General features: G+C 67.1%; 26 protein-coding genes. 13 read left to right on the top strand and 13 right to left on the bottom strand.

Features of this window, described 5'->3' with window-relative positions:
• Positions 1-123 precede the first annotated feature (123 nt).
• The 4 genes from QSK18_RS13870 to QSK18_RS13855 form a co-directional block, all read right to left on the bottom strand.
• Positions 124-2,466 (bottom strand): tetratricopeptide repeat protein, encoded by a 2,343-nt coding sequence (locus QSK18_RS13870; protein WP_285619370.1) that lies wholly within the window; start codon positions 2,464-2,466, stop codon positions 124-126.
• A 49-nt stretch (positions 2,467-2,515) separates the two neighbouring features.
• The gene (locus QSK18_RS13865) at positions 2,516-3,133 is read right to left on the bottom strand and encodes a hypothetical protein (RefSeq protein WP_285619368.1); all 618 of its coding nucleotides are present in this window, start codon (positions 3,131-3,133) and stop codon (positions 2,516-2,518) included.
• A 191-nt stretch (positions 3,134-3,324) separates the two neighbouring features.
• Entirely contained in the window at positions 3,325-4,281 is a 957-nt protein-coding gene (locus tag QSK18_RS13860; RefSeq protein ID WP_352396538.1) for a zinc-binding dehydrogenase, read from the bottom strand.
• Between the two features lie 416 nt (positions 4,282-4,697).
• Positions 4,698-5,753, bottom strand: coding sequence for a LacI family DNA-binding transcriptional regulator (locus QSK18_RS13855; protein ID WP_285619364.1), 1,056 nt, complete (start codon positions 5,751-5,753; stop codon positions 4,698-4,700).
• Positions 5,754-5,894: 141 nt separating this feature from the next.
• Between QSK18_RS13855 and QSK18_RS13850 the strand changes: the two genes are divergently transcribed.
• Positions 5,895-7,085, top strand: a complete 1,191-nt coding sequence (locus QSK18_RS13850; protein ID WP_285619361.1) for a glycoside hydrolase family 53 protein — start codon at positions 5,895-5,897, stop codon at positions 7,083-7,085.
• 52 nt (positions 7,086-7,137) lie between these two features.
• On the opposite strand, the gene QSK18_RS13845 is transcribed toward QSK18_RS13850, so the two are convergent.
• Both QSK18_RS13845 and QSK18_RS13840 read right to left on the bottom strand, forming a co-directional pair.
• Positions 7,138-7,599 (bottom strand): maleylpyruvate isomerase family mycothiol-dependent enzyme, encoded by a 462-nt coding sequence (locus QSK18_RS13845; RefSeq protein WP_352396554.1) that lies wholly within the window; start codon positions 7,597-7,599, stop codon positions 7,138-7,140.
• 28 nt (positions 7,600-7,627) lie between these two features.
• Positions 7,628-7,852, bottom strand: coding sequence for a maleylpyruvate isomerase N-terminal domain-containing protein (locus tag QSK18_RS13840; RefSeq protein ID WP_285619360.1), 225 nt, complete (start codon positions 7,850-7,852; stop codon positions 7,628-7,630).
• A gap of 200 nt (positions 7,853-8,052) precedes the next feature.
• Here QSK18_RS13840 and QSK18_RS13835 point away from each other — a divergent pair, with 200 nt between their 5' ends.
• The 4 genes from QSK18_RS13835 to QSK18_RS13820 all read left to right on the top strand — a co-directional run bounded on the left by QSK18_RS13835 (position 8,053) and on the right by QSK18_RS13820 (position 10,001).
• Complete coding sequence (locus QSK18_RS13835; RefSeq protein ID WP_285619357.1) at positions 8,053-8,313, top strand: hypothetical protein; 261 nt, start codon at positions 8,053-8,055, stop codon at positions 8,311-8,313.
• A 62-nt stretch (positions 8,314-8,375) separates the two neighbouring features.
• The gene (locus tag QSK18_RS13830) at positions 8,376-9,059 is read left to right on the top strand and encodes a hypothetical protein (protein ID WP_232812409.1); all 684 of its coding nucleotides are present in this window, start codon (positions 8,376-8,378) and stop codon (positions 9,057-9,059) included.
• A 52-nt stretch (positions 9,060-9,111) separates the two neighbouring features.
• Positions 9,112-9,534, top strand: coding sequence for a hypothetical protein (locus QSK18_RS13825; protein WP_232812408.1), 423 nt, complete (start codon positions 9,112-9,114; stop codon positions 9,532-9,534).
• Positions 9,534-10,001 carry a hypothetical protein gene (locus QSK18_RS13820; RefSeq protein WP_232812407.1) on the top strand — a complete coding sequence of 156 codons (468 nt, stop codon included), beginning with the start codon at positions 9,534-9,536 and terminating at the stop codon, positions 9,999-10,001. Before QSK18_RS13825 ends, QSK18_RS13820 begins: the two co-directional genes overlap by 1 nt.
• Positions 10,002-10,126: 125 nt before the next feature.
• On the opposite strand, the gene QSK18_RS13815 is transcribed toward QSK18_RS13820, so the two are convergent.
• A complete protein-coding gene (locus tag QSK18_RS13815) occupies positions 10,127-10,753 on the bottom strand; it encodes a hypothetical protein (RefSeq protein WP_232812406.1) in 627 nt (208 codons plus the stop codon).
• A complete protein-coding gene (locus QSK18_RS13810) occupies positions 10,753-11,352 on the bottom strand; it encodes a TetR/AcrR family transcriptional regulator (protein ID WP_285619354.1) in 600 nt (199 codons plus the stop codon). Before QSK18_RS13810 ends, QSK18_RS13815 begins: the two co-directional genes overlap by 1 nt.
• A 173-nt stretch (positions 11,353-11,525) precedes the next feature.
• Between QSK18_RS13810 and QSK18_RS13805 the strand changes: the two genes are divergently transcribed.
• The 3 genes from QSK18_RS13805 to QSK18_RS13795 are packed head-to-tail and all read left to right on the top strand — an operon-like array spanning position 11,526 to position 14,059.
• Positions 11,526-12,128, top strand: a complete 603-nt coding sequence (locus tag QSK18_RS13805; protein WP_352396553.1) for an NADPH-dependent F420 reductase — start codon at positions 11,526-11,528, stop codon at positions 12,126-12,128.
• A gap of 27 nt (positions 12,129-12,155) precedes the next feature.
• Complete coding sequence (locus QSK18_RS13800) at positions 12,156-13,127, top strand: alcohol dehydrogenase catalytic domain-containing protein (protein WP_285619350.1); 972 nt, start codon at positions 12,156-12,158, stop codon at positions 13,125-13,127.
• A 26-nt stretch (positions 13,128-13,153) separates the two neighbouring features.
• Positions 13,154-14,059 carry an SDR family oxidoreductase gene (locus tag QSK18_RS13795; protein ID WP_232812402.1) on the top strand — a complete coding sequence of 302 codons (906 nt, stop codon included), beginning with the start codon at positions 13,154-13,156 and terminating at the stop codon, positions 14,057-14,059.
• Here the strand turns inward: QSK18_RS13795 and QSK18_RS13790 are convergent.
• Together QSK18_RS13790 and QSK18_RS13785 are read right to left on the bottom strand one after the other, a co-directional pair.
• Positions 14,056-15,069, bottom strand: coding sequence for a LacI family DNA-binding transcriptional regulator (locus tag QSK18_RS13790; protein WP_232812401.1), 1,014 nt, complete (start codon positions 15,067-15,069; stop codon positions 14,056-14,058). The genes QSK18_RS13795 and QSK18_RS13790 overlap by 4 nt on opposite strands.
• 20 nt (positions 15,070-15,089) lie before the next feature.
• Positions 15,090-16,322 (bottom strand): MFS transporter, encoded by a 1,233-nt coding sequence (locus tag QSK18_RS13785; RefSeq protein ID WP_232812400.1) that lies wholly within the window; start codon positions 16,320-16,322, stop codon positions 15,090-15,092.
• Between the two features lie 179 nt (positions 16,323-16,501).
• Between QSK18_RS13785 and QSK18_RS13780 the strand changes: the two genes are divergently transcribed.
• From QSK18_RS13780 to QSK18_RS13770, 3 genes are all read left to right on the top strand, one after another.
• Positions 16,502-16,867 (top strand): hypothetical protein, encoded by a 366-nt coding sequence (locus QSK18_RS13780; RefSeq protein ID WP_232812399.1) that lies wholly within the window; start codon positions 16,502-16,504, stop codon positions 16,865-16,867.
• Between the two features lie 60 nt (positions 16,868-16,927).
• Positions 16,928-17,434 carry a DUF1990 domain-containing protein gene (locus QSK18_RS13775; RefSeq protein WP_269810530.1) on the top strand — a complete coding sequence of 169 codons (507 nt, stop codon included), beginning with the start codon at positions 16,928-16,930 and terminating at the stop codon, positions 17,432-17,434.
• 68 nt (positions 17,435-17,502) lie between these two features.
• The gene (locus tag QSK18_RS13770; protein WP_285619345.1) at positions 17,503-17,919 is read left to right on the top strand and encodes a hypothetical protein; all 417 of its coding nucleotides are present in this window, start codon (positions 17,503-17,505) and stop codon (positions 17,917-17,919) included.
• 4 nt (positions 17,920-17,923) lie between these two features.
• Here QSK18_RS13770 and QSK18_RS13765 read toward each other — a convergent pair whose 3' ends face one another.
• Positions 17,924-18,169 carry a hypothetical protein gene (locus QSK18_RS13765; protein WP_232812396.1) on the bottom strand — a complete coding sequence of 82 codons (246 nt, stop codon included), beginning with the start codon at positions 18,167-18,169 and terminating at the stop codon, positions 17,924-17,926.
• A gap of 36 nt (positions 18,170-18,205) precedes the next feature.
• On the bottom strand, positions 18,206-18,634 hold the full coding sequence (locus tag QSK18_RS13760) for an ASCH domain-containing protein (RefSeq protein WP_285619342.1): 429 nt from the start codon (positions 18,632-18,634) through the stop codon (positions 18,206-18,208).
• Positions 18,635-18,799: 165 nt separating this feature from the next.
• Here QSK18_RS13760 and QSK18_RS13755 point away from each other — a divergent pair, with 165 nt between their 5' ends.
• Positions 18,800-20,113, top strand: coding sequence for a hypothetical protein (locus tag QSK18_RS13755; protein WP_285619340.1), 1,314 nt, complete (start codon positions 18,800-18,802; stop codon positions 20,111-20,113).
• A 71-nt stretch (positions 20,114-20,184) separates the two neighbouring features.
• On the opposite strand, the gene QSK18_RS13750 is transcribed toward QSK18_RS13755, so the two are convergent.
• Positions 20,185-20,778 (bottom strand): fasciclin domain-containing protein, encoded by a 594-nt coding sequence (locus QSK18_RS13750; RefSeq protein WP_285619338.1) that lies wholly within the window; start codon positions 20,776-20,778, stop codon positions 20,185-20,187.
• Between the two features lie 266 nt (positions 20,779-21,044).
• On the opposite strand from QSK18_RS13750, the gene QSK18_RS13745 reads away from it, so the two are divergent.
• Positions 21,045-21,512 carry a nuclear transport factor 2 family protein gene (locus tag QSK18_RS13745; protein ID WP_285619336.1) on the top strand — a complete coding sequence of 156 codons (468 nt, stop codon included), beginning with the start codon at positions 21,045-21,047 and terminating at the stop codon, positions 21,510-21,512.
• Positions 21,513-21,519 lie beyond the last annotated feature (7 nt).

Below are 21,519 nucleotides of genomic sequence, written 5' to 3'. Positions count from 1 at the left end.
GCCACCTCGGGGTACCGGCCCGACGTGGTACCTGAGTACCACTCCCCCGACGAGAAGCAGCGAACCTCCGGCCGAACGTCAAGTCGTTCGTCCTGTTCACCCGGCTCCCCCGCGTCCACCATTTCACCCCGGGGGCGCTTCGGTGGGGGCCGGAGGGAGGTCGGTGAATCGTTTGAGGACGGCTGTGGTGTCGGGATGATTCTGGGCGCGAAGAAGGTGCAACGCCTGCTGGTAGGTGGCGTGCGCGGCGGTCAGGCTTCCGGCAGCGACCTGGGAGTCGGCCAGGCGGGCGAGGGTGGATCCCTCTCCCCGAGGGCTGGCCAGCTCCCGGAAGAGGTCAGCAGCCCGTCTGTAGCAGTCGATGGCGGTGCCGTAGTGGCCGAGGTGATGCTCGGCCAACGCGATGCTGTCCAGGATCATCGCCTGCGCATTACGATCACCGGCCTCCTCGGCAAGCGCCAGCGCCTGCCGGCAGCTGATCACGGCCTCAGCGTGCTCGCCGGTCAGCGTCAGTCCCCAGCCCACGGCGTTCAGCGCGAACATCTCCCCGTCACGATGTCCCACCGCCCGATAGCCGGCCAGGCTCATACGGACGTGCGCGAGGGCGTCCGTATGTTGGTTCTGCAGTTCGTAGAGCCAGCCGATCATGCGGTGAGTGCGAGCCTGGCCGAGCTGGGCCGAGCCTCCTCCAGCCTGGGCGTAGTGCTCCAGGGCCTCGGCCGCGTGCGTATGAGCGGTGGCGAGCTGGCTGACTTCGGCTGCGGCGGTGGCCATGACCAGCTGCGAGTAGCCCTGGGCGGCGGGGGTGCCCAGACGTTCGGCGGCGCGCAGCCCGACTGCGGTGACGTCACGCAGATCGCTCCACCGGGCCTGTCGCCGTAGGTAGGACTCCAGGGTCCAGGCCAGCTGCCAGGCCAGATCATCCAGACCGGCCTCGGCCGACAGATGGACGGCGGCGAGCAGGGAGGGGAGCTCGCCGCCGATCCAGTTCAGGGCCTGTCGGTCGTCGGCGACGGTGATTGCGCTCGTACCCGGAAGCACCGGCCCCAGGGGTATCTCGATGGGGTCGTGGGTAGGGTCGATCAGCCGTGCAGCGTTGTATGCGGTGTGCGCGTAGTGCTGCAGCAGGCGGATGATCGCGCTGCGGCGCTCGCCCTGGTCCAGCGTGGCGGCCAGTTCGGCGGCGTACACACGCAACAGATCGTGCTGGTGGTAGCGGCCGGGTGCGCGTTCGCTGAGCAGGCTGGCGCGAACTAATTCGATCAAGAGCTTACGGACGTCGGTCACGGGCTGGCCGCTGAGTGCGGCTGCGGCGGGGAGAGAGATTTCGGGACCGGGGTGCAGACCCAGCAGTCGGAACAGATCCGCAGCCTGGGCCGAGATCGCTTCGAACGACCAGGAGAAGACCGCCCGTACGTCCGTGACCTCGTCGCCGGCTTCCAGCACGGTGAGCCGTTGCGCGGCCTCCCTGAGGTCGGCCGCGAGTACGGACAGCGGAAAGCTGCTCTGCTGAGCCCGCGCCGCCGCAACGGCCAGTGCCAGCGGTAGCCCGCCACAAGCGTCCACAATCTTCTCTACCGCACTGGGCTCAGCCGCAATGCGCTGCACACCCAGCCGGGCCGTGAGCAGCTCCTGCGCCTCTACGGAGGGCAGTGGCTCGAGGGTAAGCAACTGTGCGCCGCTGGTGGCCGCCAGCGAGGTCAGCTGGTTCCGACTCGTGACCAGGGTCAGGCAACCGGCCCACCCCTGCAGCAGCGGCCTGACCTGATCACTGTCGCGGGCGTTGTCCAGCACCACCAGGATCCGACGGTTGGACAAGAGACTGCGGTACAGCGCCGCCCGCTGCTCCAACGACACGGGCACCGATCCGGCCTCTACCCCGAGCGCTTGCAGAAACCCCCGCAGCACGTCTGCGGGGTCAGCCACCGCGCCCGAGCGGTCGAAGCCGCGCAGGTCGGCATACAGCTGCCCATCCGGAAAACGAGCGGCCACCGTACGCGCCCACTGCAACGCCATCGTGGTCTTCCCGACCCCGGCCGCCCCTGAAACCACACCTATGACGGCTGGGGCCTCGGGGACGTCCGTAGTTTCTGCCACTCGTTCGAGCAGCTGGTCGAGCTGTTGCAGCTCGGTCTTGCGCCCGGTGAAGCCGGGGATGCTCCCCGGCAACTGGGTGGGGCGGGACCAATTGAGGACGTCGGCGTGGGCGTTGTGGTCGGCCCACCACTCCGAGCGGGCCAGTTCGGTGAACGCGGCCAGCTCGTCGTCGGCCAGCTCGAGCGCCTGCCCGAGCAGCCGCACCGACTCTGGCCTCGGGTAACGCACCTTGCCCCGCTCGAGCTGACTCACCGAACGCACGTTCAGACCGGCCTTGGCGGCCAGTTGCTCCTGGGTGAGCCGGGCCGCGAGCCGGTGCCGGCGCAGGAGCTCGGCGAACGGTTGCGCGGGTTCAGGGTGGTGGACCATCCACACAATATGGACGAATGGCCCACCATCGGGCACCTTGACTGCTCGGTCAGGCGTGGCCGCGGATCGTGACCCACTTGCCGGTGAACGACTTCGTCGTGTCGTCACCCGGGATGTGGAGCCGGTACTTGACCGGCTTCCTGGACTCCGGCCACTTCAGCTTGCGGGTGTCGCAGCCGGTCGAGCCCGTGCTGTAGGTCTTGGAGGCGGTCTTGCCCGAAGCCTTCACCTGCAGCTTGTAGGTCACGTACCGCGGGCCGGGAACACAGGTCTTGAAGCGGACCTGCTGCCTGTACTCCGGCGTGGTGTCGGAGATCTTCAGCTTGCCGGTGCGCTTGGCCTTGTGAATGGTGAAGCTGCCCGAGAAGGTCCGCTCACCTTCTGTGTCCTGTTCGAAGTTTCCCCACTCCAGCTTGGCCGACCAGGTGAACCGGCCGACGCCGTCGAGCCCGGCGCAATGCTGGAGCTCAGCCGTTGCCGCGCTGTCGTCATCCCCGTAGTCGAACGTGCTCCCCGCGTTGGCCACGTCGACATCGACGCTCCAGTGGTCCACTCCCGACGGCGGCTGGATCTTCACCGGAAGGTCAAAACAGTCTCCGTCCAAGGGGACGGTGGCGGATTTCGGGACAGTGACCTTGGCGGTGGCCGCCGCCGCGGGCAGAGCCAAGGCTCCCGCCGAGACTCCGAACGCTGCCACGAGCACGACCGAAGTTCTTGCCAAGGCCCGGATCATTCACAACCCTCTCGTCTCGGCCCGCCGTTACCAGAGGGACCACGCGGACTTCCGGCCAGTGACGATACTTGAGCCTTGGAGTTCTGACTCGGCTTTCAGAAGACCTTGCTTCGGCACAGCACCGCTCAGGGCACCAGCAGCGTCTTGCCCAGAACTGTGCGTGCCTCCATCGCGGCGTGAGCTTCGGCGGCCTGGGCGAGAGGCAGTTGCTGACCGATGAGCGGCTTGAGCAGACCAGCCTCGGCCAGAGCCAGAGCTTCCGTCGTTCGCCGGGTCTGCTCCTCGGTCGGGCCGAACACTCCGCGCTGCACCCGAATACCGCGGCGCTCGGCGTCCTCGTCGGAGATGTCGGGCCAGCCGGCGGCCGAACTGAACCCGAAGCTGATCAGCCTTCCGCCCCGCCCCAGCAAAGTCGCAGCAGACAGGGCAACATCACCCCCGACCCCGTCCAGCACCACGTCCACCCCTCCGACGTCGCCTCGGATGGCTTCGGCCCAGCCAGCCTCTCGGTAGTCGACGGTCAGATGGGCACCCAGCTCGCTCGCCACCTGCACCTTGGCCGGACCACCCGCCGCACCTACAACCTGCGCACGCGCCGACCGGACCAACTGCACCAACAGCGAACCCACCCCACCGGCCGCAGCCTCAACCAGAACCCGTTCCCCCGGCTGCACATTCGCCGCGGCCAGGATCATCAGAGCCGTACGCCCGTCGGCCAGCAGAGCCGTGGCGTCGGCCGTGCCCACGCCGTCCGGAATCGGGATCACCTGCTCGGCCCCGACCACCACCCGCTGGGCATACCCACCCGAGCCACCGGTTCCGGTGACCACCCGACGTCCTCTGAGGTGTTCGTGTTCGACCGACCCCACCTCGACGACCGTGCCCCCGACACCATTGCCCGGGATCATCGGCGGAGCCGGGAACGGCCCGAACCCGTTCGCCCGGAACATGGTCTCGATCCAGGTGATGCCCGCGAACTCGATCTCCACCAGAACCTGCCCGGCCTCGGGGCGCGGGTCGGGCGTCTCCTGCACGTGAAGAACCTCGGGCGAGCCAAACTCCTTCAACCACACCGCCTGCATGATCTCACCTCCGGTAGAGCCATCACTTTTGACTAGAGGGCACTCTATCGAATGGGTGCGAGGCACAGGGCGCCCGGTTCAGGCACACCGAAGCAACGACCACCCACGTGCGCGTCCTGGCAGATCTCCGTGAGCCGCAACAGAAGGGCGATCTTCCCCGCGTGACCAAACGAGTGCTTAGAGCTACCGACCCACGCCTGGAGCGCCATCAGACGTGACTAGTCGACCGAGGACTGGACTATGCGTAAACGATTTGGGCCTGCGCGTTATGGATCGTATCGACGTCGCAAACCCGCATCGTTCCCTCCGCTACGATCACCCATCGGAACTCTGATCCCACAAAGGGTGAGGGGTGGTCAGGAGCGGCCACCAGCCCGCACCGCCGACCGACCTCGCTGTGAGCGCTCCCAGTGCGTCTAGGCCGAACGGCGACGAACGAGGGTGGTCGGCAGCACACGGGACGAGGCCGGCCGTCCGGCGATGAGCTGCATGAGCACCTCGACGAGTTCGGCGGCGACCTGGTCGAGGGGTTGGCGCACGGTGGTGAGGGGTGGGTGGGTGGTGGCGGCGATGACGGAGTCGTCGAAGCCGCCGACGAGGACGTCTTCGGGCACGCGACGGCCGGCGTCGGCGAGGGCTTCCAGGGCGCCTACGGCGAGCAGGTCTGAGGCCACGAAAACGGCATCCAGCTGCGGGCAGTCGGTCAACAGCTGGGTCATGGCCTGGTGGCCGGCGGCGATGCTGAAGTCGCGGGCTCGGGCGATGCCGTGCTCCGGCGTCCGCTCCCCCAGCACGTCGCGGTAGCCGGCCAGGCGTTCGGCGCCGCCGGCTGTGTCTTGGGGGCCGGCCACGGTGGCGATGCAGGAGCGGCCTTGCTGGAGCAGGTGCTCGGTGATCAGCCGGGCGCCGCCGCGGTCGTCGGCGGTGACGTAGGGCATGCGCAGGGCCGGGTTGGGCGGGCGGCCGCAGACGACTATGGGGACCGAGGCTTCGTCCAGTTCGGCTGCGAGCGGGTCTCCGTGGTGGGTAGAGACCAGCAGAACTCCGTCTACGTGCCCGCCTCGGACGAAGCGCATGACCCGGGCTCGTTCCTGCGACGTGGAGGCCAGCATGAGCACGAGGCTGCAGTCCTGCTCGCCGAGGATCTGGGTGCACGAGCGCAGGAGCACGTCGAACACAGGGTCTTCGAAGAGGCGCTCGTGGGGCTCGGACAGGACGAAGGCCACGGCGTCAGCGCGGCGGGTGACCAGGCTGCGGGCACTCTGGTTGACCACGTAACCGGTCTGCTGCATGGCTGCTTCGACGGCGGCCAGCGATTCGGCGCTGACGTGGTGGGCCCCGTTCAGGACCCGCGAGACCGTTCCCCGAGAGACTCCGGCGACCTCAGCGACGTCTTCCATCGTGGGTCCTCGGCGCTGGGCGCGGCGGGCCGCGCCCCGGGACTTGGGGTGAACACTCGCCTCGTCCGACATGCACCCAACCCTTTACCGACGTCCTCGGCTGCACCCTAGCCGCTCGGCGCGGAGCCCGAGCTACCCACTCTTGACAATCCGGACAGGACACCGTGGACTGTGAGCGCTCACGGTCCCGCTCGTTCCCTCCGGAGGTCACTGATGCCCTCACGTAGTTCCCGCACCGCTGAAGAGCAGAGTCCCGGCCTCAGCCGTCGTTCCGTCTTCGCTGCTGCCGGTGGCCTGGCCCTGGCCGGCTTCGCCGCCACCCCCGCCCACGCCGCCTCTACCGCGGCCCGCGGATCGGGTGGCGCGCTGAGCGTTCGCGGCGCCGACCTGTCGTTCCTGCCTCAGCTCGAAGAAGCCGGGGTCAAGTACCGCGACCTGAAGGGCCGGGTGCGTCCGGCCGAGCGGATCCTGGCCGACGCGGGCGCCAACTACCAGCGCATTCGGGTGTGGGTGAACCCGCCCAAGGGCTACACCGACAAGAAGCGGGCGCTGGGCCTGGCTCGTCGTGCGAAGCAGGCCGGGCTGAAGATCCTGCTCGACCCGCACTACGCCGACTTCTGGGCAGACCCGAGCAAGCAGCCGATCCCGGCCGGCTGGCCCACCGAGCTGCCTGCGCTGACCGAGAAGGTGCGCACCTACACCCGTGACCTGGTGCGGGCTTTCGCCGCCCAGGGCACGCCGATCGACATGTTCCAGATGGGCAACGAGATCACCGCCGGCATCCTCTGGCCGGTGGGCAAGCTCTACCCGGAAGAGGGCCCGCAGCGCTGGAGCGAGTTCGCCACGCTGCTCAAGGCCGGGATCGAAGGTGCCCGGCAGGGGGCCGGCAAACGTCCGCTGAAGGTCATACTGCACATCGACCGGGGCGGCAAGCTCGGCGACACCCGCTGGTTCTTCGACCAGATCACCTCTCAGGGCGTGCCTTTCGACATCATTGGGCAGTCCTACTACCCGATGTGGCACGGCTCCCTGGCCGACCTCAAGGCCAACCTCGAAGACTCGGTGAGCCGTTACGGCAAGCCGGTGCTGCTGGCCGAGACCAGCTACCCGTGGACCATCGAAGACGGCGACGGCTACGAGAACCTGATCAAAGACGCCTCGGCCCTGCCCGACGTAGCCCGCTTCCCCGCCACCCCGGCCGGGCAGGCCGGCTACTACGAGGCGCTGCGCGAGATCCTGGCCGGCATCCCCGGCGGCAACGGCCTGGGCTTCCTGGCCTGGGAACCGGCGTGGGTGCCCGGTGTTGGCTGGGAACCGGGAGCCGGCGCACCCAACGACAACCTCACCCAGTTCGACTTCAGCGGTCGTGCGCTTCCCTCGATCCGGGCGTACCGACGTCCTTAGTTGTTAGTGGTTGGCCGCCTGAGACGTAAACCCAGGCGGCCAACCCAACGCATCAAGGCACCAGGCCCGCTGCCAGAACCGCTCGCGCCGCAGCACCGTCCCCCGAAACCTGCAGACGGGGATCATCCACCGAAATCCTGCCCCAGATAAGGAGATACAGCGCCTCCGCCGGGCCCGCCACGGTTGCTTCAACTTCAGCGTCAGGACTCAGCCCATCACCGGCGAAGACGAACCGCTCCCCGGTCTCGCCTACCACCAGCGCCATCGCGTGCTCCAGGGCCGGAATCCGCCCCAGCCTCACCTGCCGAGGAAAGAAGACGCTGCGCACCTCCGCCACCCCGTCCGCAGCCAGCGCCGCATCAATCGCAAGCACCTTCCCCACCGCCGACTGAGCATCGTGCAGGTGAATCGTCACCTCGTGCGCCTGCCTCCGACGCCACCACCCCGCCACCCGCGGCTTCGCCCCGAAATGCCAGGCCGGCGCATCCACCGGCGTAGCCCTCAACGTCTCCACGAGCAGACGCGCCGAGTCGCGATACCACTCACACACCGCGCCTTCCGGAGCCACCGTCGGGCTCGCATCCCGGGTTCCCCGCAACAATCGCGTGCGCCGCCCACTGATGCACCTCGCCGAGATGCTCGGCCAGGTTGCGCAGCGTCCACCCCGGACACGAGGGAACCAACGCCTCCTGATCACTGCGCTCCAGCAGTTCGGCGAAGTCCCGAGTGCCCTGTTCGATCACGGCCAGATAGTCCACGCTGATCATCTTCACCCAAGGGATGTCGCCGGAGAATGGACCTCAGGGACACACTTCCCAACTGGCTCGTTCTTCTGGCGCTCCCATCGGCTTCATCCCAATCAGATGCGCACGAAAAGCCACAATTAATGACGTTTGGTAGCGGCTAACGCTGCCCTTCGGTAGCTTCACCGTCGAGAAGACATCGTTCGCGGCGGAGGGGCCAACGGGTGTCCAAGATCGACGAGCTGGCGGAAGCAATCAGCGGCCTGACGCTGAAGATCGACGAGGCCAGCACCGCGAGCGGCGGCTCTGCGCAGGGAGCCGAAGAGGCCGGCGCCGCCGCGGCCGACCTGGGCGCGCGGAACGTGGTCGAAGGCCTGGCCCAGGTCAAGACTCAACTCGACGAGTTGACCGAACTCCTACAGGGCATCTCGCAGCAGGCCGCAGAGATCCAGACCCTGACGCTCAGCTTGGCCGACAACGGCTAACGGCTTGGTCGACCCCCTGTGCCGACCGTGCTGCCCCGCCGCCTCCTCCCAAGGACGTCCTGATGTCCGACATCGATGACCTCGCCCAGAGCATCGGCGAGGTAGCCAGCAAGATCGACGCGGCTGCCTCCGAAGCGGTCGGCGCTGCTCAGCAGGCCGAGGATGTGGCAGCAGTCGCGGAGATGATCGGTTCGGAGTCGCTCGCGGACGGCATGCTGCAGGTCAAGGACGAACTGGAGGCGGTGGAAGCAGCCCTCAGGAACGCTTCGGACCAGGCAGCAGCGGTCCAGGCTCTGGCGCTACAGGTCGGTGACTCGAAGAAGGCACCCGGCGCCGGGGCGCCTCAGGTACCGCCCGCCACCGCAGACCCCGCAGGCGTCCCCTCGAACGTACGGTCGGACGACGCCCCACCAGAGAAGAAGAACAAGGTTGGCTCAGTCCGCAGGTGGACCACGAAAACCGCCAAGCGGGTCGAAGATGTTCAAGATCAGGTTGACACCGCGCAGGAACGCTTCGACACCCTGACCGGACGGGAGACGCGCCCTCCCGACCCCACGGACGTGGCGTCGACCAGCACACAAGCCCCCAGTTCGACTGCGGGTACGCCTGCGTCTGCGCACGGCGTTGAGGGGTCTTCGTTGGCCGGAGGTCTGATTGCTCTCCTCGTCGCGACTTTCGGCTTCGATGAAATACGCCGCCGCGGGCGACGAATGGTCAGGACGCCAAAGCAGTTCCCTAAAGAGTAGCCACCGCGCGGGTAGGATCTGCACATCTGGACCGCGCTGAAATGAGGAACGAATGTCAGAGGATGCCAAGAACTACCTACGCCGGATTGTCGGGATGGACAACGTTCCTGGCGTGCGGATCGCCGACCTCGGACTGCAGAACGCGGTCAATTACAGCTTCTCTGCTTTTCATCTCGCTCTCAGTAAGCGCTTTGAAGACGGCGCTACGACTACGGAGCTACAAGATTTCGTCAGGCGGGCGCGAGGCGCCTGGATCAAGCCGGAAGCATTGAACCCGGTGCTTGCCGAAAAAGTACTCCTTGATGCCATGGGTAACGATGGCCTGGTCGACGACGTTCCTATCCCCGAATTGACAGACACGCAGAACTTGCTGACGTACGCCCTGGTGAACGACTTGAAAATCACTGGAGACGCCTTGGAGCAGTTCGTAGAAGACGCTCTGAGGCAACTGGAGGAGATGGAGGACGAGGACTGATGCCTGACCAGGCGACCGATTTCGCAGCCATCGTTCCTCACTTCCTTCCTTTTGATCCGGACCTCCCGGAAGGCGTCCTCGACGAACTGCCCGAGGCCGACTTCATCTCCGCCATGGTTGCGTGCTTTGCCTTGGCCGCACGCCGCCAGCTCCCCAAGATGAACGAGACTCAGCGGCACGACTTGTGCCGCGACCTGGCGGGCCGGCTGGAAACGAAGGCACAGATCTGGATGGTGGAGGCCTGCCTGCGAGCCGCCGAGACCGACGGCGCCGACTACCTCGTCGGAATCCCGGGCGACGTCATCGGCGAGGTCCAGCTCGAGGCACTGATAGTTCTCGGCAACGACTACCTGACCAAAGAGGAATGCGAAGCGCTGTACGCACCAGCCGCCGAGCAGGCCCAGAAGCTTCAGCCCCTCATCTCTGCAGCGCGCGAGCAGGCCGCCCGTGAGAAAGATGGATCGTGAGGGTTCTCGTGTGGCCTTGACGGTGCTGACCTGCGGTCTGGCCGGCCAGCACCCAAGGTGGCCGGCTTCGCCGAGCCACAAGGTATCGGGCTCACCACCATCCTCCTGGACCCGAAAGATACGCCCTACTGGCAGAGTTCCGGATCCACTGGCGGGCAGAGCGTGAGGGACATGTCGAAGGTCTTCTCGTAGGCCATCCAGCCGACGTGATAGCGAACCTTGATTCCTTCTACTGTGGCGGCCTTCTCAGGCGTTGCCAACTCGAACGCAACCTGCGCTGACTCCCCCGGCTTCATGGCGAACCCGTTCACCTTCTGCCTTGGCGGAAGTGTCATGTCTTCGGGGAAAGGAATCGGGTAGGCGCTGACGCCGCCGTCCGTCAGAATTTCGAAACGTGACTCGTCCCAGACGTACGGAGCCGTGAGTAGCCCAACCTTGTCAGGGTTCTCATCTATCTTCACGCCGTCCAGAACCATCGATCCGTCCGAGGGACCACGCAGCTCCAGCACACCCCAGAACACCCCAGCGTCTCCTTCGCGGACGGGGGCCAGGATCTCCGTGGAGCTCCCCCCGTCCAGCGGGCCACTGCGTAGCGGCACACCCGGAACGAGCCCGGCCAGCGCCCCGGCACTGACCGCGAGCACAACGAGCGCGGCCGAACCGCCGATCACCGCGGAGCGCAGCCGACGGGCGGGACGGCCGGGCAGCAGCCCCGCTTCTGTGTCGCCCTGCTCAGGGCTCGGGCCCTCCATCACACCTGCTTGAGCCGCGCGTTGTTCGCCTTCAGAACTTCGTCCGCCAGCCCAGGGGAGGACTGAGCGACAGCGCGCGAGAGGAGCATCGCCCCGACCATCTGGCTGAACAGGGCGATCGCCTGCTCTCGGGCCTGCTCGGCGGTCAGATCAGCATCGGACTCGAGCACCATCTCGGTGATGGCGGTGAAGAAGCCCTCGAGGCCGTGCTGGTACTCGGACTGGGCCGCAACGCCTTCGCGGCCGGCGTCGGTGACCAGGGCGGCTGAGGCGCAGCCGAATTCGGGGTGGTCGCGGTGCTCGGGGTCGAGGTACTGGTCGAACATGTGGTCCAGGGCCTCGCGGGCTGAGCCGGGGTGTTGTTCGCGGATGCTGGCCAGGGCGGTGAGGGAGCTGGTGAAGCCCTCGCGGATGACGGCCAGGGCGAGGTCGTCCTTGGAGTCGAAGTGGTTGTAGAAGCCGCCGTGGGTCATCTCGGCGGCCTTCATCAGGTCGGCGATGCCGATGCCGTGGACGCCGTGGGTCCGAAAGCCCCGGCCCGCGGCCTCGATGATCTTGTCGTGGTTGAGCTTCTTCTGCTCCTGCGTGAGGCGGGGCATGTGCGTCTCCTTCCCGGGCGGGCGTCTGACCAGGTCCAACGCCGCTTCAACCCTTGATGATACCCGTCATCATTCGGCACCGTCGCGCCCGAGCCCCGGCTTGACAGCGAACGATGACGGCCATCATTGTTTTATCGATGACGGGCGTCATCGAAGCCGGAAGAGGTCTGGGTATGGATGTGGGAACGATCGGGGCGGGCACGGTGGCGCAGGCCGTCGCGGGTCATCTCGTGGCGGCGGGGCACCGGGTGGTGCTGAGCAACAGTCGGGGGCCGGCGTCGCTCGAGGACGTGCTCGCTCGGTTGGGGCCGTTGGCCAGAGCAGGCACGGCGGCCGAGGCTGCGGCGGCTGAGATGGTGATTCTGGCGGTCAGGTGGAGGGATGTGCCGGCGGCGCTGGAGGGTCTGCCTCACTGGAACGGGCGCATCTTGGTGGATGCCACTAACCACATTGTGGGCCAAACACCGGCGGACCTGGCCGATCTCGGTGGGGAGAGCAGCAGCGAGATCGTTGCTCGGCACGCGCCTGGCGCACGGGTGGTGAAGGCGTTCAGCACCTTGTACGGGCAGTACATCGCAGCGGACCCGCGGCATGCCGAGGGGCGTCAGCTTCTCTTCTACGCAGGCGATGACGCCGAGGCGAAAACCATTTTCCAGAGGACGTTTGCGGGCGTCGGCTTTGCGCCGGTGGACGCGGGACCGCTCGGCGAAGGCGGACGGCTGATGCAGGTCGGAGGAGGCCTGTTGTCTGCCCTGCACGCCCTGAAACAAGACTGACCCCAGAGACTGCGAGAGGAGTGCTGAGTGAAGGCACTGGCCTACGAGAAGGCGCATCCGCTCGAAGCGTTCGCCCTGGAACTCAGGGAGGTGGACGAGCCCCAGCTGCGCGAGACCGATCTGCTGATTGAAGTTCGGGCCGTGGGCGTGAACCCGGGCGAGGCGTCGATCCGGCAGATGCGTAGCGCACCCCCGGGTGGGCGGGTCATCCTTGGTTGGGAGTTCGCCGGGGTGGTGGCCAAGGCAGGCAATGGCTTTGCCGTCGGCGACCGGGTGATGGGCACCGGAGACATAACTAGAGACGGTTGTTGGGCCGAACGCCTGGCGGTTGACTATCGAGTGGTCACCAGGATCCCGGATCGGCTCTCCTTCACCGACGCCGCATCCTTGCCGATCGGCGGCCTGACCGCCTGGGAAGCCCTGTTCCGCGATCGGAGCGAGCTGCCGCCCGGCGTGGAGAACGTGCTGGTCGTGGGCGGCGCCGGTGGCGTGGGCTCGCTGGGGACTCAACTGCTCAAGGCCAAGACATCCGCCCTGGTGATCAGCACCGCGTCGCGCCCAGAATCCCGCGAGTGGTGCACCGCCATGGGAGCCGACCTGGTGGTTGACCACAGTGCAGACGTGGCCGGGCAGCTGCGCACCGCCGGAGTCGAACGGATCGATCTGGTGCTCTCCACCAAAGGCACAGCCGCGAACATCAACTGGCTCGCGGACGTCCTCAAACCGTTCGGCCACCTGGCCACCACCGACCTGGCCAGTAGCACCGACATCGAACCACTGATTCAGAAGTCCATATCCGTGCACACGGAGATGGTTTTCAGCAGCGTCATCGCCGACCACAACCTCCACCGCCAGGGCGCGGTTCTCGCCGAACTGGTGGAACATGCGCGGCCCATCGTGACGACAGAACTGCACGGCCTGACGGTGGACTCCATGCGCGAAGCCCACCGACTGGCCGAAAGTGGCCGCACGATCGGCAAGACCGTCATCACCGTCTGAACGAACCACAGAACAGGAACAAGAACATGGGAAAGCTACTCGTCACCGGCGCCACGGGAAACCTGGGCCACCTGACCCTGGAACTCCTGCTCGAGCGCGTGCCCGCTGAGCAACTGGCTGGGCTCTCCCGCGCCCCCGAGCGAGCATCCGATCTGGCCGAGCGGGGTGTGGACATCCGCCAGGGTGACTACCTCGACTACGCCTCACTCGTGAGGGCTTTTGAAGGTGTGGACAAGCTGCTGCTCGTTTCGGCCCTGGCCTTCACGGACCGCAGCGCTCAGCACTTCAACGCCATTGCGGCCGCGAAGCAGGCCGGGGTCAAGCACGTGATCTACACGTCAATCCAACGCGACGAGGAACTCGGCATCGTTCAGGTGGGGGTCACCGAGTCCGACGTGTTCACCGAGCAGGCGCTGCGTGCGTCCGGTCTGACCTACACCATTCTCCGAAACCCGATGTACCTCGACCACCTGGAGCTCTACATCCCGCCCGGCACGTACGAGAAGGGCCTGCGCGTTCCCTCAGGCGAGGGCACGATGGCGCCCGCGCTGCTCCGCGACCTAGCAGCTGGCAACGTGGCCGTGCTCACCCAGGAGGGCCACGAGAACCAGACCTACACCCTGAACGGAAGCCAGGCGGCGTCGTTCCGCGAGATCGCGGCCGTGCTGAGCGAAATCCACGGCAAGCCGGTTCCCTACGAACCCGTCGAGCGGGAGGCCCACCTCCAAAGTTACCTTCAGAACGGCACCCCTCAGCCGGTCGCCGAGTTCCTGACGGCTTGGGTCGCGGGCGTCGGCCTGGGCGCGTTCAGCAAGAGCACCGACGACCTGGAGCGGCTCATCGGCTACCGTCCCACCGGCTACCGCGAGTTCCTGGAGAAGAACTACCCCGCGATCGTCCCTCCCGCTGAGGACAAAGCTGCGCTCAGCTAGTCATTCCCCCGCTCCCCCGTCGTCGCCCGCACCACCAGATGCGGCGCAATGACGACGGCCCGCTGCTCCACCTCACGGCCCTCGATCCGGTCGATCGCCCGCTCGATCGCCAGCGTCGTCATCGCGGTGGCGTCCTGGCCGATCGTGGTCAGGTTGATGTAGCCCAGGCGGGCCAGCCGGTCGTCGTCGAAGCCGACCACGCTCAGGTCTTCCGGCACGGCCAGGCCGGCGCCGCGCGCCACCTCCAGCAGGCCGGTGGCGCTGCGGTCGTTGAACATTGCGACGGCGGTGGGCGGTTCGTCGAGCAGGGCGCGGGCGGCCTCGGCGCCCTCCGCCTCGCTGACTCCGCCGGTGACAACCCGAATTTGAGACGCCAGTCCGTTGCGTTCCATGGCCTCCCGGTACCCCCGCCGGCGTTCCGCCGAGCCGGGATGGCGCCCGCCGTCCACGTGGGCGATCCGCTCGTGGCCGAGAGAGACCAGATGATCCACCGCCAGGTGCAGGCCCGCCCGGTCGTCGTTACGCACCACATCCACCGCGGATTCGCGGACCGGGCGGCCCAACACCACGACCGGGACCTGCGCGGCCAGCTCCGAAAGCTGTGCCGAGGCGCCCTGCAGGCTGAGCACGATGACGGCGTCGCAGCGTTCGGCCAGCAGGCCCCGAATCGCCTGAGCCTCGCTGCGGCTGGGGGTGATCGCGCTCAGCGTCAGCTCGTAACCGGCCCGTTCGGCGGCCTCGTACAGACCAGTGACCAGATCACCGTGAAAGGCGTGCCGCACGCTGAACACCACGCCCAGCAGCCGGGTGCGCCCACTACGCAGCAGCCGCGCCCGGCGGTCCGGCTGGTAGCCCAGATCGCTGGCGGCCTTGCGCACCCGCTCGCGCGTGGCCGGACTGGCTCCGGGTGCATCGCGCATCACGATCGACACCAGCGCGGTGGAGACCTCGGCCCGGGCCGCCACATCGGCCAGCGTGACTCGGGAGGCGCCGCTGCGCTGGGGCCGCATCGCAGAACCGTACCAATGCCTTACTGGACCGATTCGTACGCCTGGTGACCGACCCGTCCATTGTTCTTCTGGCTGTTGAAGGTGAACACCGTGAGCCCGAGCCCGACCGCAGACAGGACCACGGCCACGACGGCCGGGGACAGGTAACCGAAGCCGCCGGCGATGACCAGACCGCCGAGCCAGGCGCCGAGGCTGTTGGCCGTGTTCATCGCCGACTGGCTGAGCGCCGCACCCATCAGCAGGGCGCCGGGAGCGACCTGGATGAGCCGGGCCTGCAGAGCGGGAGCCAGGAACAGGCCGCAGGCGCTGACCAGGAAGACCCCGACGAACAGGCCCACCGGGTTCCGCGCGATCACCCAGAACACGGCCCCGGCCAGGAGCAGAGCGACGAAGCCGCCGGTCATGGAGCGCGGCAGGTCACGGTCGGCCGAGTATCCCCCCAGGACATTGCCCACGGTCATCCCCAGACCGGCCGTCGCCAGCACCCAGGGCACCGCTGACTCCGAGAGCCCGGCAACCGACGTGGTCATCGGGGCTGCGTAGGTGTAGATCGCCATGAACGCAGAGAACCCGATAGCCGCGGCGAGCGCCGTCAGCCAGACCTGACCGGAGCGCAGCGAACCCAGCTCGGCGCGTGGGGAGCCGATGACGGTGCTGGTCACCGGCGGCACGATCGCCAGCACAGCGAACAGCGTGAGGGCGAACGCGGCGGCCACCGCCAGGTAGGCAACCCGCCAGTCAGTGGCCTGGCCCAGGTAGGTGATGGCCGGGACACCGACCACGTTGGAGACCGTCAGCCCGGCGATGACCAGCGAGAACCCCTTGGCGTGGGCGCCCGGTCCGAGCAGCCGGGAGGCCAGCAGACCGGCCGCGCCGAAGTAGGCGCCGTGCGGGATACCGCCGATGAACCGGGCCAGCAACGCCCACTCGAAGCTGGGGGCCAGCGCGGAGGCCGCCGTACCCACCACGAACAGGCCCAGCAGCCCCAGAACCAGGGGCTTGCGCTGCACCCGGGCCGTGAGCGCGGCGATCGTGGGTGCGCCGGCCACCACGCCCAGGGCGTAGGCGCTGATCAGCCAGCCGGTCCGGGCAATGGCCGCTTCCCGGTCGGTGGCGTATTGCTCGGGCAGCAGGTCGCGGGCAATGTCGGGCAGCAGGCCCATGACCACGAACTCGGTCAGGCCCACCGCGAAACCGCCGAGCGCGAGGGCGAAAAGGGCGCCAAAACGACGCAGTGGAGTGAGCTGTTCCACTGTTCCTCCGGTGACGGGTGATGTGGGCCCGCCAGACGGGGGCGCTCTTCGACTATAACGTTCTAGGCCCTCGGCGACTAGAACGTTATAGGCGGCAGTCACCCGGTCGGCCTGTGGGAGGGACGCAGTAGCCTGGCTACCTCGCCTGATCCGGTTCGGCGACTCACGGAGGAGACCCGATGCCCGACGCCAGCACACCCCAGCCCGAGTACGGGTCGCCCGAGGCCGCCGCAGCCTCGCAGCCGCCTACCCGCCCGGGGCCCCACAAGCAGCTGCCGAAGTCGCACCGTTCCCTGATGTCCTTCGCCTCGGCCCACTCGGCGCTGTCGGCGTTCAGCTGGGCGTCGATCGGGGGCAGTTTCTCGGCCGCGTCACTCCTGAGCGCCACTTCCTTCGCCAGCGTCGGCAGCCTGGCCTCGGCCTTCTCGGTCGGCTCAGTGCTCTCGGTCGGTTCGGTCGGCTCGGTGCTGTCGATCGGCAGCGTCGGCGGCGCCGGCGAGGTGTACGGGCTGCCGGTGGCCGAGTGGGTCGCCCGCTCCATCTGATCGAAAAGCATTACTACCTATGGACGTTTGTGAGCCCAGATTGGGTGGGGGCGGCTGGTGCTGAACTACGACGTGGTCGGGGCGACCCAGCCGGCCGACCCCGAGTGGGCTTCGCGCCGCCAAGACGGCTACCGCGACTTCGAACGCACCGTGCGCCTCGGTGAGGGAGACGCTTACTGGGCAACGACGTCTTCAATTCTGCTTCGCTGGGGCGTGAAGACCCGCAGCGGCTTCACCGTCGATCCCCAGCCCACGACTGTCGTCGAGGCTGGCCAGAAGTACCAGCTCACAGCCCACCTCGGGCCGCTCCGAGTGCGGGAACCGGTGCAGATCGTGGCGGTGGCCGACGAGCCGGACCGGCGGGGATTTGCCTACGGCACCGCACACGGGCATCCCGTGAGCGGCGAAGAGGCCTTCGTTCTGCACCGCGAGGCCGACGGTTCGGTGCACCTGACACTGCGTTCGCTCACCCGGGCTCCCCAGGGGCTGTGGCGCCTGGCCTTCCCCGCTGCCCTCCTGCTCCAGCCCGCGTACCGGCGTCGGTATGCCCGGGCGCTCGTGGAGTGAGCTCTCGGCCCACGAGCCCAGTGAATGTCTAAAATGACCTTTAACTGACGGCTTCAGGAGGGTCCGCCATGCCCGGCATCAACGGCCTGCTGCTCGACCTGCAAGAACGTGGGGAAGTCGAGCTGATCGTGGACCGGGGGCTGAAGCGGCTGATCATGCGCCGCCAGCCGTTCGTGCGCATCCACAGCTGGGGGCTGAACGAGTTCCGCCCACCGGTCGCGATGGTAATGGACGCCCACGAGCTCGCCCGCTACCTCGACTACGTGTACGAACAGGGCCAGTACCTGTTCCCCGACGAGACCGGCGACCGGGGCGCCTACCTGCTCCTGCTCGCCCACCTGAAATCGGTGCTGACCGCAACCCCGCGCCCCCTGATGGTGCACATCCAGCTGCGCGGGCTGTACGTGAACTTCGGCAGAAAGTGGGAACTTTCCTCGTCGTCGGACAACGTCAAGGCGGTCCGGGCCGCCCACGAGGGGCAGTGAAGCCCTACCGCTGTGGCCGTGACTGCCTGTGCTGGTAGAGACTGCTGGCCAGCGGAGCGACGAACGCAGCCGAGATGCCGGCCATCATGAGCGCGCCCATGACCCCGACCGGCGCCATGTGTGTCTGATCCCCTGAACCCGCCCAGATGACCGCCTGGATCAGGAAGAAGATCACGCCGACCACACCGGGCACGGCGAGGACGCTTTCGATGATCCAGTCTGATCGCGCCCGCGGGCGGCCGTTCTCCATGGTCGTGAGTATGCGACTTTCCGCCTCCGAACGGGGTCACAGCTTGGTCACCGCGCTCACCAGCCGGAAGCGCTGAGCCAGCACCAGGGTGTCGTCGTTCACCGTGAACCCGGGATCACCGAGCTCGGCCCGCACCTCGGCGCTGTGCCAGAACTCCTCATGCCCCGCCCGCCACTGCGCCACGCTCGCAAACCCCTCCCCCTCGTCCACCGCGTGCTGCAGGTCGACGTCGGCGAGCCGAACCACGCGCACCTCGGTCAGCTCGATCACCGCGACCGGCCGGCCCTGCGAGTCCACCACCGCCGACCGTAGCCCGACCTGCGGCAAGGGCTCGTTCTCCCGCTCGTAGAAGAGCACGAGGCCGGAGGTCGAGGTCTTCGCCCCGGAGAGGATCGCCGCCACCAGTTGGTCGCGCAGCGGCCCGGGGAACGCGAACTCCGAAAGAGGCAGACCGTCAACGTTCATACGCGCGAGAATACGACGACGGTCATCAGGGACGATGGGTTTTGCGAACTTGGGCGCATCGAAACAGGAATGACCGTGGGGATCCGGCCGGAGTGGCGCGAGCCCGTCTTGACCACAGAGTGATGGAGCGTTCGAGCAGTCATGAGGTCTCGGAACCTGACGCTGTTGTTGGTGCTGCCCAGCCTTGCAGGCCTGATCGGTTGTACAGGCGATCCGCAGACAGCGAAGGCGACCCGGCCATCTCGGGTGGAGTCATCGAGCGCCGACCCGTCACCGACGGGCGGTCGGATCGAAGTTGACCGGGAGCTGTCGTTCGTCCTTGACGTTGCTGAGGCCACGCCGGTGCAGTTCAAAGCGCCGGCGGCCCGCTTGCGGCTGAAGGCTGATTCTGCCGATCGCATGCTTGCGCCCGGGGGTATCTCGGCCGAGAAGGATCTTCTCGTTGAGGAGAGCAGCCTCAGGTCTTTGGACGGGGCCGGCGACACACTGAACACCTTCAGCAGGGTGGGCTTGTGGAATCAGACCAAGGGCTTCGTTCCTGCGGCCAAGACCGGGCGGGAGGCCGGGGGCGTGTTGAAGGGCGCTGAACGGCAGGCAACCGGAATGGAGCGCGTTGGAGATCGCCTGGTCTGGATGGAGACCCCGAGCACGGATCTGATGTTCCAGGAATGGAGTCTGCGAACGGCTAAGACGGACGGCTCGGGCGTGCGCGAGTTGGCGCACAGCCAGCCCTTGAAGCCCCCGGCGCGCCCGCTCCCCGTGTTCGGGGGCACCGATCCGGTGGTCATCGGGGACTGGGTGTACTGGGCGGCGACCGTCGCTACCACCTTGACGCCCGATCCGGCAGCCGAGAAGGACTGGGAGTTCAATATTCTCCGGACCAAGCTGTCGGGCAGGTCCAAGGTGGATACGGTGGCCAAGAACTCGGTGTTGCCTGCGGCCGCTGGTGGTGACCTGGTCTACGTTACGCGAACCCCAGGGGCATCCAAGGGCTACGAGATCCGCCGTAGGGCGGTGTCGGACGGTGGCACCGAAAAGACAATCGTTCGCGGCATCCCCTACGGGGAAACGGAAATCGTTGATCTGGTGGCCTCGGACTCCTACGTCGCATGGGGCGTGAGCGCCCCCAAGGTCGGCGAACATGGGTGGTCGTCCAAGTCTGAGCCCGGGCAGATCTTCGTGCTGGATCTGGCCACCCAAGAAGTGGGCACTGCCATCACGGCCGACGAGGTGGGGGGCCAGAGGAACCTGTCGCTGACCCGGACGGGCGTGCTCTGGGGCAACGGGTCGGGCAACGGCGATCCCACGGAGTACTACCTGAACATGTCTACCCGAAAGCTCCATTCCATCGCGGAGCATCGGGGGTACAGCGCCGTCAAGGGTGACCCGGCTCACGACACGATCGTCTGGGTCAAGGGAACGAATCAGCAGACCCAACGCGTCCTTTGGCACATGGCAGAGCTGAGCACACCCGAATAGACGGCAGACCCGGCCGGGGCCGGAACTTCAGTGTGAGGAGCACACTTCAGTTCCGGCCCCAGACAGGCGTCTTAGGGAAGGTCGACCGGGCGCAGCACGCGGTCCACGACGTGACCGATCTGCTTGTTGCCCTTGTTCACGTCGACCCCGATCACACGGGCGTTCTTGTCGCTCTTGTCGGCGTCGATCAGGTGGAAGCCGACCTTGGGGTAGCGCAGGGACACGTTGAGCTTGACCGTGCCGCCCTGGGCCGTCTTCAGCACCGCGTCGTCGGACTTCAGCGCGGCCTTGGAGCTGAGGGTGGCGCCGGGCACGACGTGGTAGAGCAGAACCGTTTCGACAGTGTCGATTCCGAGGCCGGCCACGGCCTTGAAGGCGGCCTTCTCCGAGGGCAGCTTGTGCGCCTTGGTGATGTCCTTGACCAGGACCCTGAAGGCGTGGTCGTTGGGCAGGAACGCGGTCAGGGCGGTGTCGCCCTTGGTCAGCACGCCCACCGGGGACTTCGGCTTCTCCTTCAGCACGGCCAGCACGGCCGAGCGCAACACGTCGAAGTCCTTGCTGTTGTGGTCGAACTTGCCCTTGTCGGCGAGAAGCACCGAGGCCAGGGACTTGTCGCCCTTGGCTGCGGCCTTGCCGGTCGTGTCAGCGGATGCCGGGGAGGCCATGAGGGCAACCGAGGACACGCCGATGGTGGCCGTGACAGCGGTGGCAACCCCAAGAACGCGGCGACGCAGACGCATTTTTGTTCCTCCGAGTGATCGATGGACTGACGTTGCGGGCTGGGTTCGGTGCCCACACCGCTTCGGATGGGTTTCGACCGAAAAAACTTTTGCGCCTGCCCGAGCCACCCGCGATTGACACCTCCACCAGCGCGTCTGTACCTTTCAGTACAGGCCGAACCGATCGGTACAGACTCTCGAAAGGCAAGATCATGTCTCGCCCTCCCCTCCCGCCCTTCACCGAGGCCAGCGCCATCCAGAAGGCCCGCATCGCGGAAGACGCCTGGAACACCCGTGACCCCGAGCGCATCTCCCTCGCGTACAGCGAGGACAGCTGGTGGCGTAACCGTTCGACCTTCGCGCAGGGCCGCGCCGCCATCGTCGAGTTCCTCACCGGCAAGTGGGAGCGCGAACTCGACTACCGGCTGATCAAGGAGCTGTGGGCCTACACCGGCGACGTGATCGCGGTGCGCTTCGCGTACGAATACCACAACGCGGAAGGCCAGTGGTTCCGCGCCTACGGCAACGAGAACTGGCGCTTCGACCAGGACGGGCTGATGACCCACCGCCACGCGAGCATCAACGATGTGGCCATTGAGGAGTCCGAGCGCAAGTTCTTCTGGGACACTTCAGGCCCCCGTCCGGCGGATCACCCCGGCCTGAGCGAACTCGGACTGTAATGGCACG

Source organism: Kineosporia sp. NBRC 101677 (assembly GCF_030269265.1).
GTDB lineage: Bacteria > Actinomycetota > Actinomycetes > Actinomycetales > Kineosporiaceae > Kineosporia > Kineosporia rhizophila.
This window is presented reverse-complemented; position numbering and strand designations above follow the sequence as displayed.

Bases quoted from the DNA above. Each gene is read 5' to 3' on its own strand.
- QSK18_RS13780 (WP_232812399.1), top strand. From the start codon at position 16,502: ATGCCCGACGCCAGCACACCCCAGCCCGAGTACGGGTCGCCCGAGGCC.
- QSK18_RS13790 (WP_232812401.1), bottom strand. From the start codon at position 15,069: ATGCGGCCCCAGCGCAGCGGCGCCTCCCGAGTCACGCTGGCCGATGTG.
- QSK18_RS13860 (WP_352396538.1), bottom strand. From the start codon at position 4,281: ATGCAGGCGGTGTGGTTGAAGGAGTTTGGCTCGCCCGAGGTTCTTCAC.
- QSK18_RS13760 (WP_285619342.1), bottom strand. From the start codon at position 18,634: ATGAACGTTGACGGTCTGCCTCTTTCGGAGTTCGCGTTCCCCGGGCCG.
- QSK18_RS13870 (WP_285619370.1), bottom strand. From the start codon at position 2,466: ATGGTCCACCACCCTGAACCCGCGCAACCGTTCGCCGAGCTCCTGCGC.
- QSK18_RS13850 (WP_285619361.1), top strand. From the start codon at position 5,895: ATGCCCTCACGTAGTTCCCGCACCGCTGAAGAGCAGAGTCCCGGCCTC.
- QSK18_RS13820 (WP_232812407.1), top strand. From the start codon at position 9,534: ATGCCTGACCAGGCGACCGATTTCGCAGCCATCGTTCCTCACTTCCTT.
- QSK18_RS13745 (WP_285619336.1), top strand. From the start codon at position 21,045: ATGTCTCGCCCTCCCCTCCCGCCCTTCACCGAGGCCAGCGCCATCCAG.
- QSK18_RS13840 (WP_285619360.1), bottom strand. From the start codon at position 7,852: ATGATCAGCGTGGACTATCTGGCCGTGATCGAACAGGGCACTCGGGAC.
- QSK18_RS13830 (WP_232812409.1), top strand. From the start codon at position 8,376: ATGTCCGACATCGATGACCTCGCCCAGAGCATCGGCGAGGTAGCCAGC.
- QSK18_RS13750 (WP_285619338.1), bottom strand. From the start codon at position 20,778: ATGGCCTCCCCGGCATCCGCTGACACGACCGGCAAGGCCGCAGCCAAG.
- QSK18_RS13765 (WP_232812396.1), bottom strand. From the start codon at position 18,169: ATGGAGAACGGCCGCCCGCGGGCGCGATCAGACTGGATCATCGAAAGC.
- QSK18_RS13805 (WP_352396553.1), top strand. From the start codon at position 11,526: ATGGATGTGGGAACGATCGGGGCGGGCACGGTGGCGCAGGCCGTCGCG.
- QSK18_RS13825 (WP_232812408.1), top strand. From the start codon at position 9,112: ATGTCAGAGGATGCCAAGAACTACCTACGCCGGATTGTCGGGATGGAC.
- QSK18_RS13815 (WP_232812406.1), bottom strand. From the start codon at position 10,753: ATGGAGGGCCCGAGCCCTGAGCAGGGCGACACAGAAGCGGGGCTGCTG.
- QSK18_RS13770 (WP_285619345.1), top strand. From the start codon at position 17,503: ATGCCCGGCATCAACGGCCTGCTGCTCGACCTGCAAGAACGTGGGGAA.
- QSK18_RS13795 (WP_232812402.1), top strand. From the start codon at position 13,154: ATGGGAAAGCTACTCGTCACCGGCGCCACGGGAAACCTGGGCCACCTG.
- QSK18_RS13855 (WP_285619364.1), bottom strand. From the start codon at position 5,753: ATGTCGGACGAGGCGAGTGTTCACCCCAAGTCCCGGGGCGCGGCCCGC.
- QSK18_RS13810 (WP_285619354.1), bottom strand. From the start codon at position 11,352: ATGCCCCGCCTCACGCAGGAGCAGAAGAAGCTCAACCACGACAAGATC.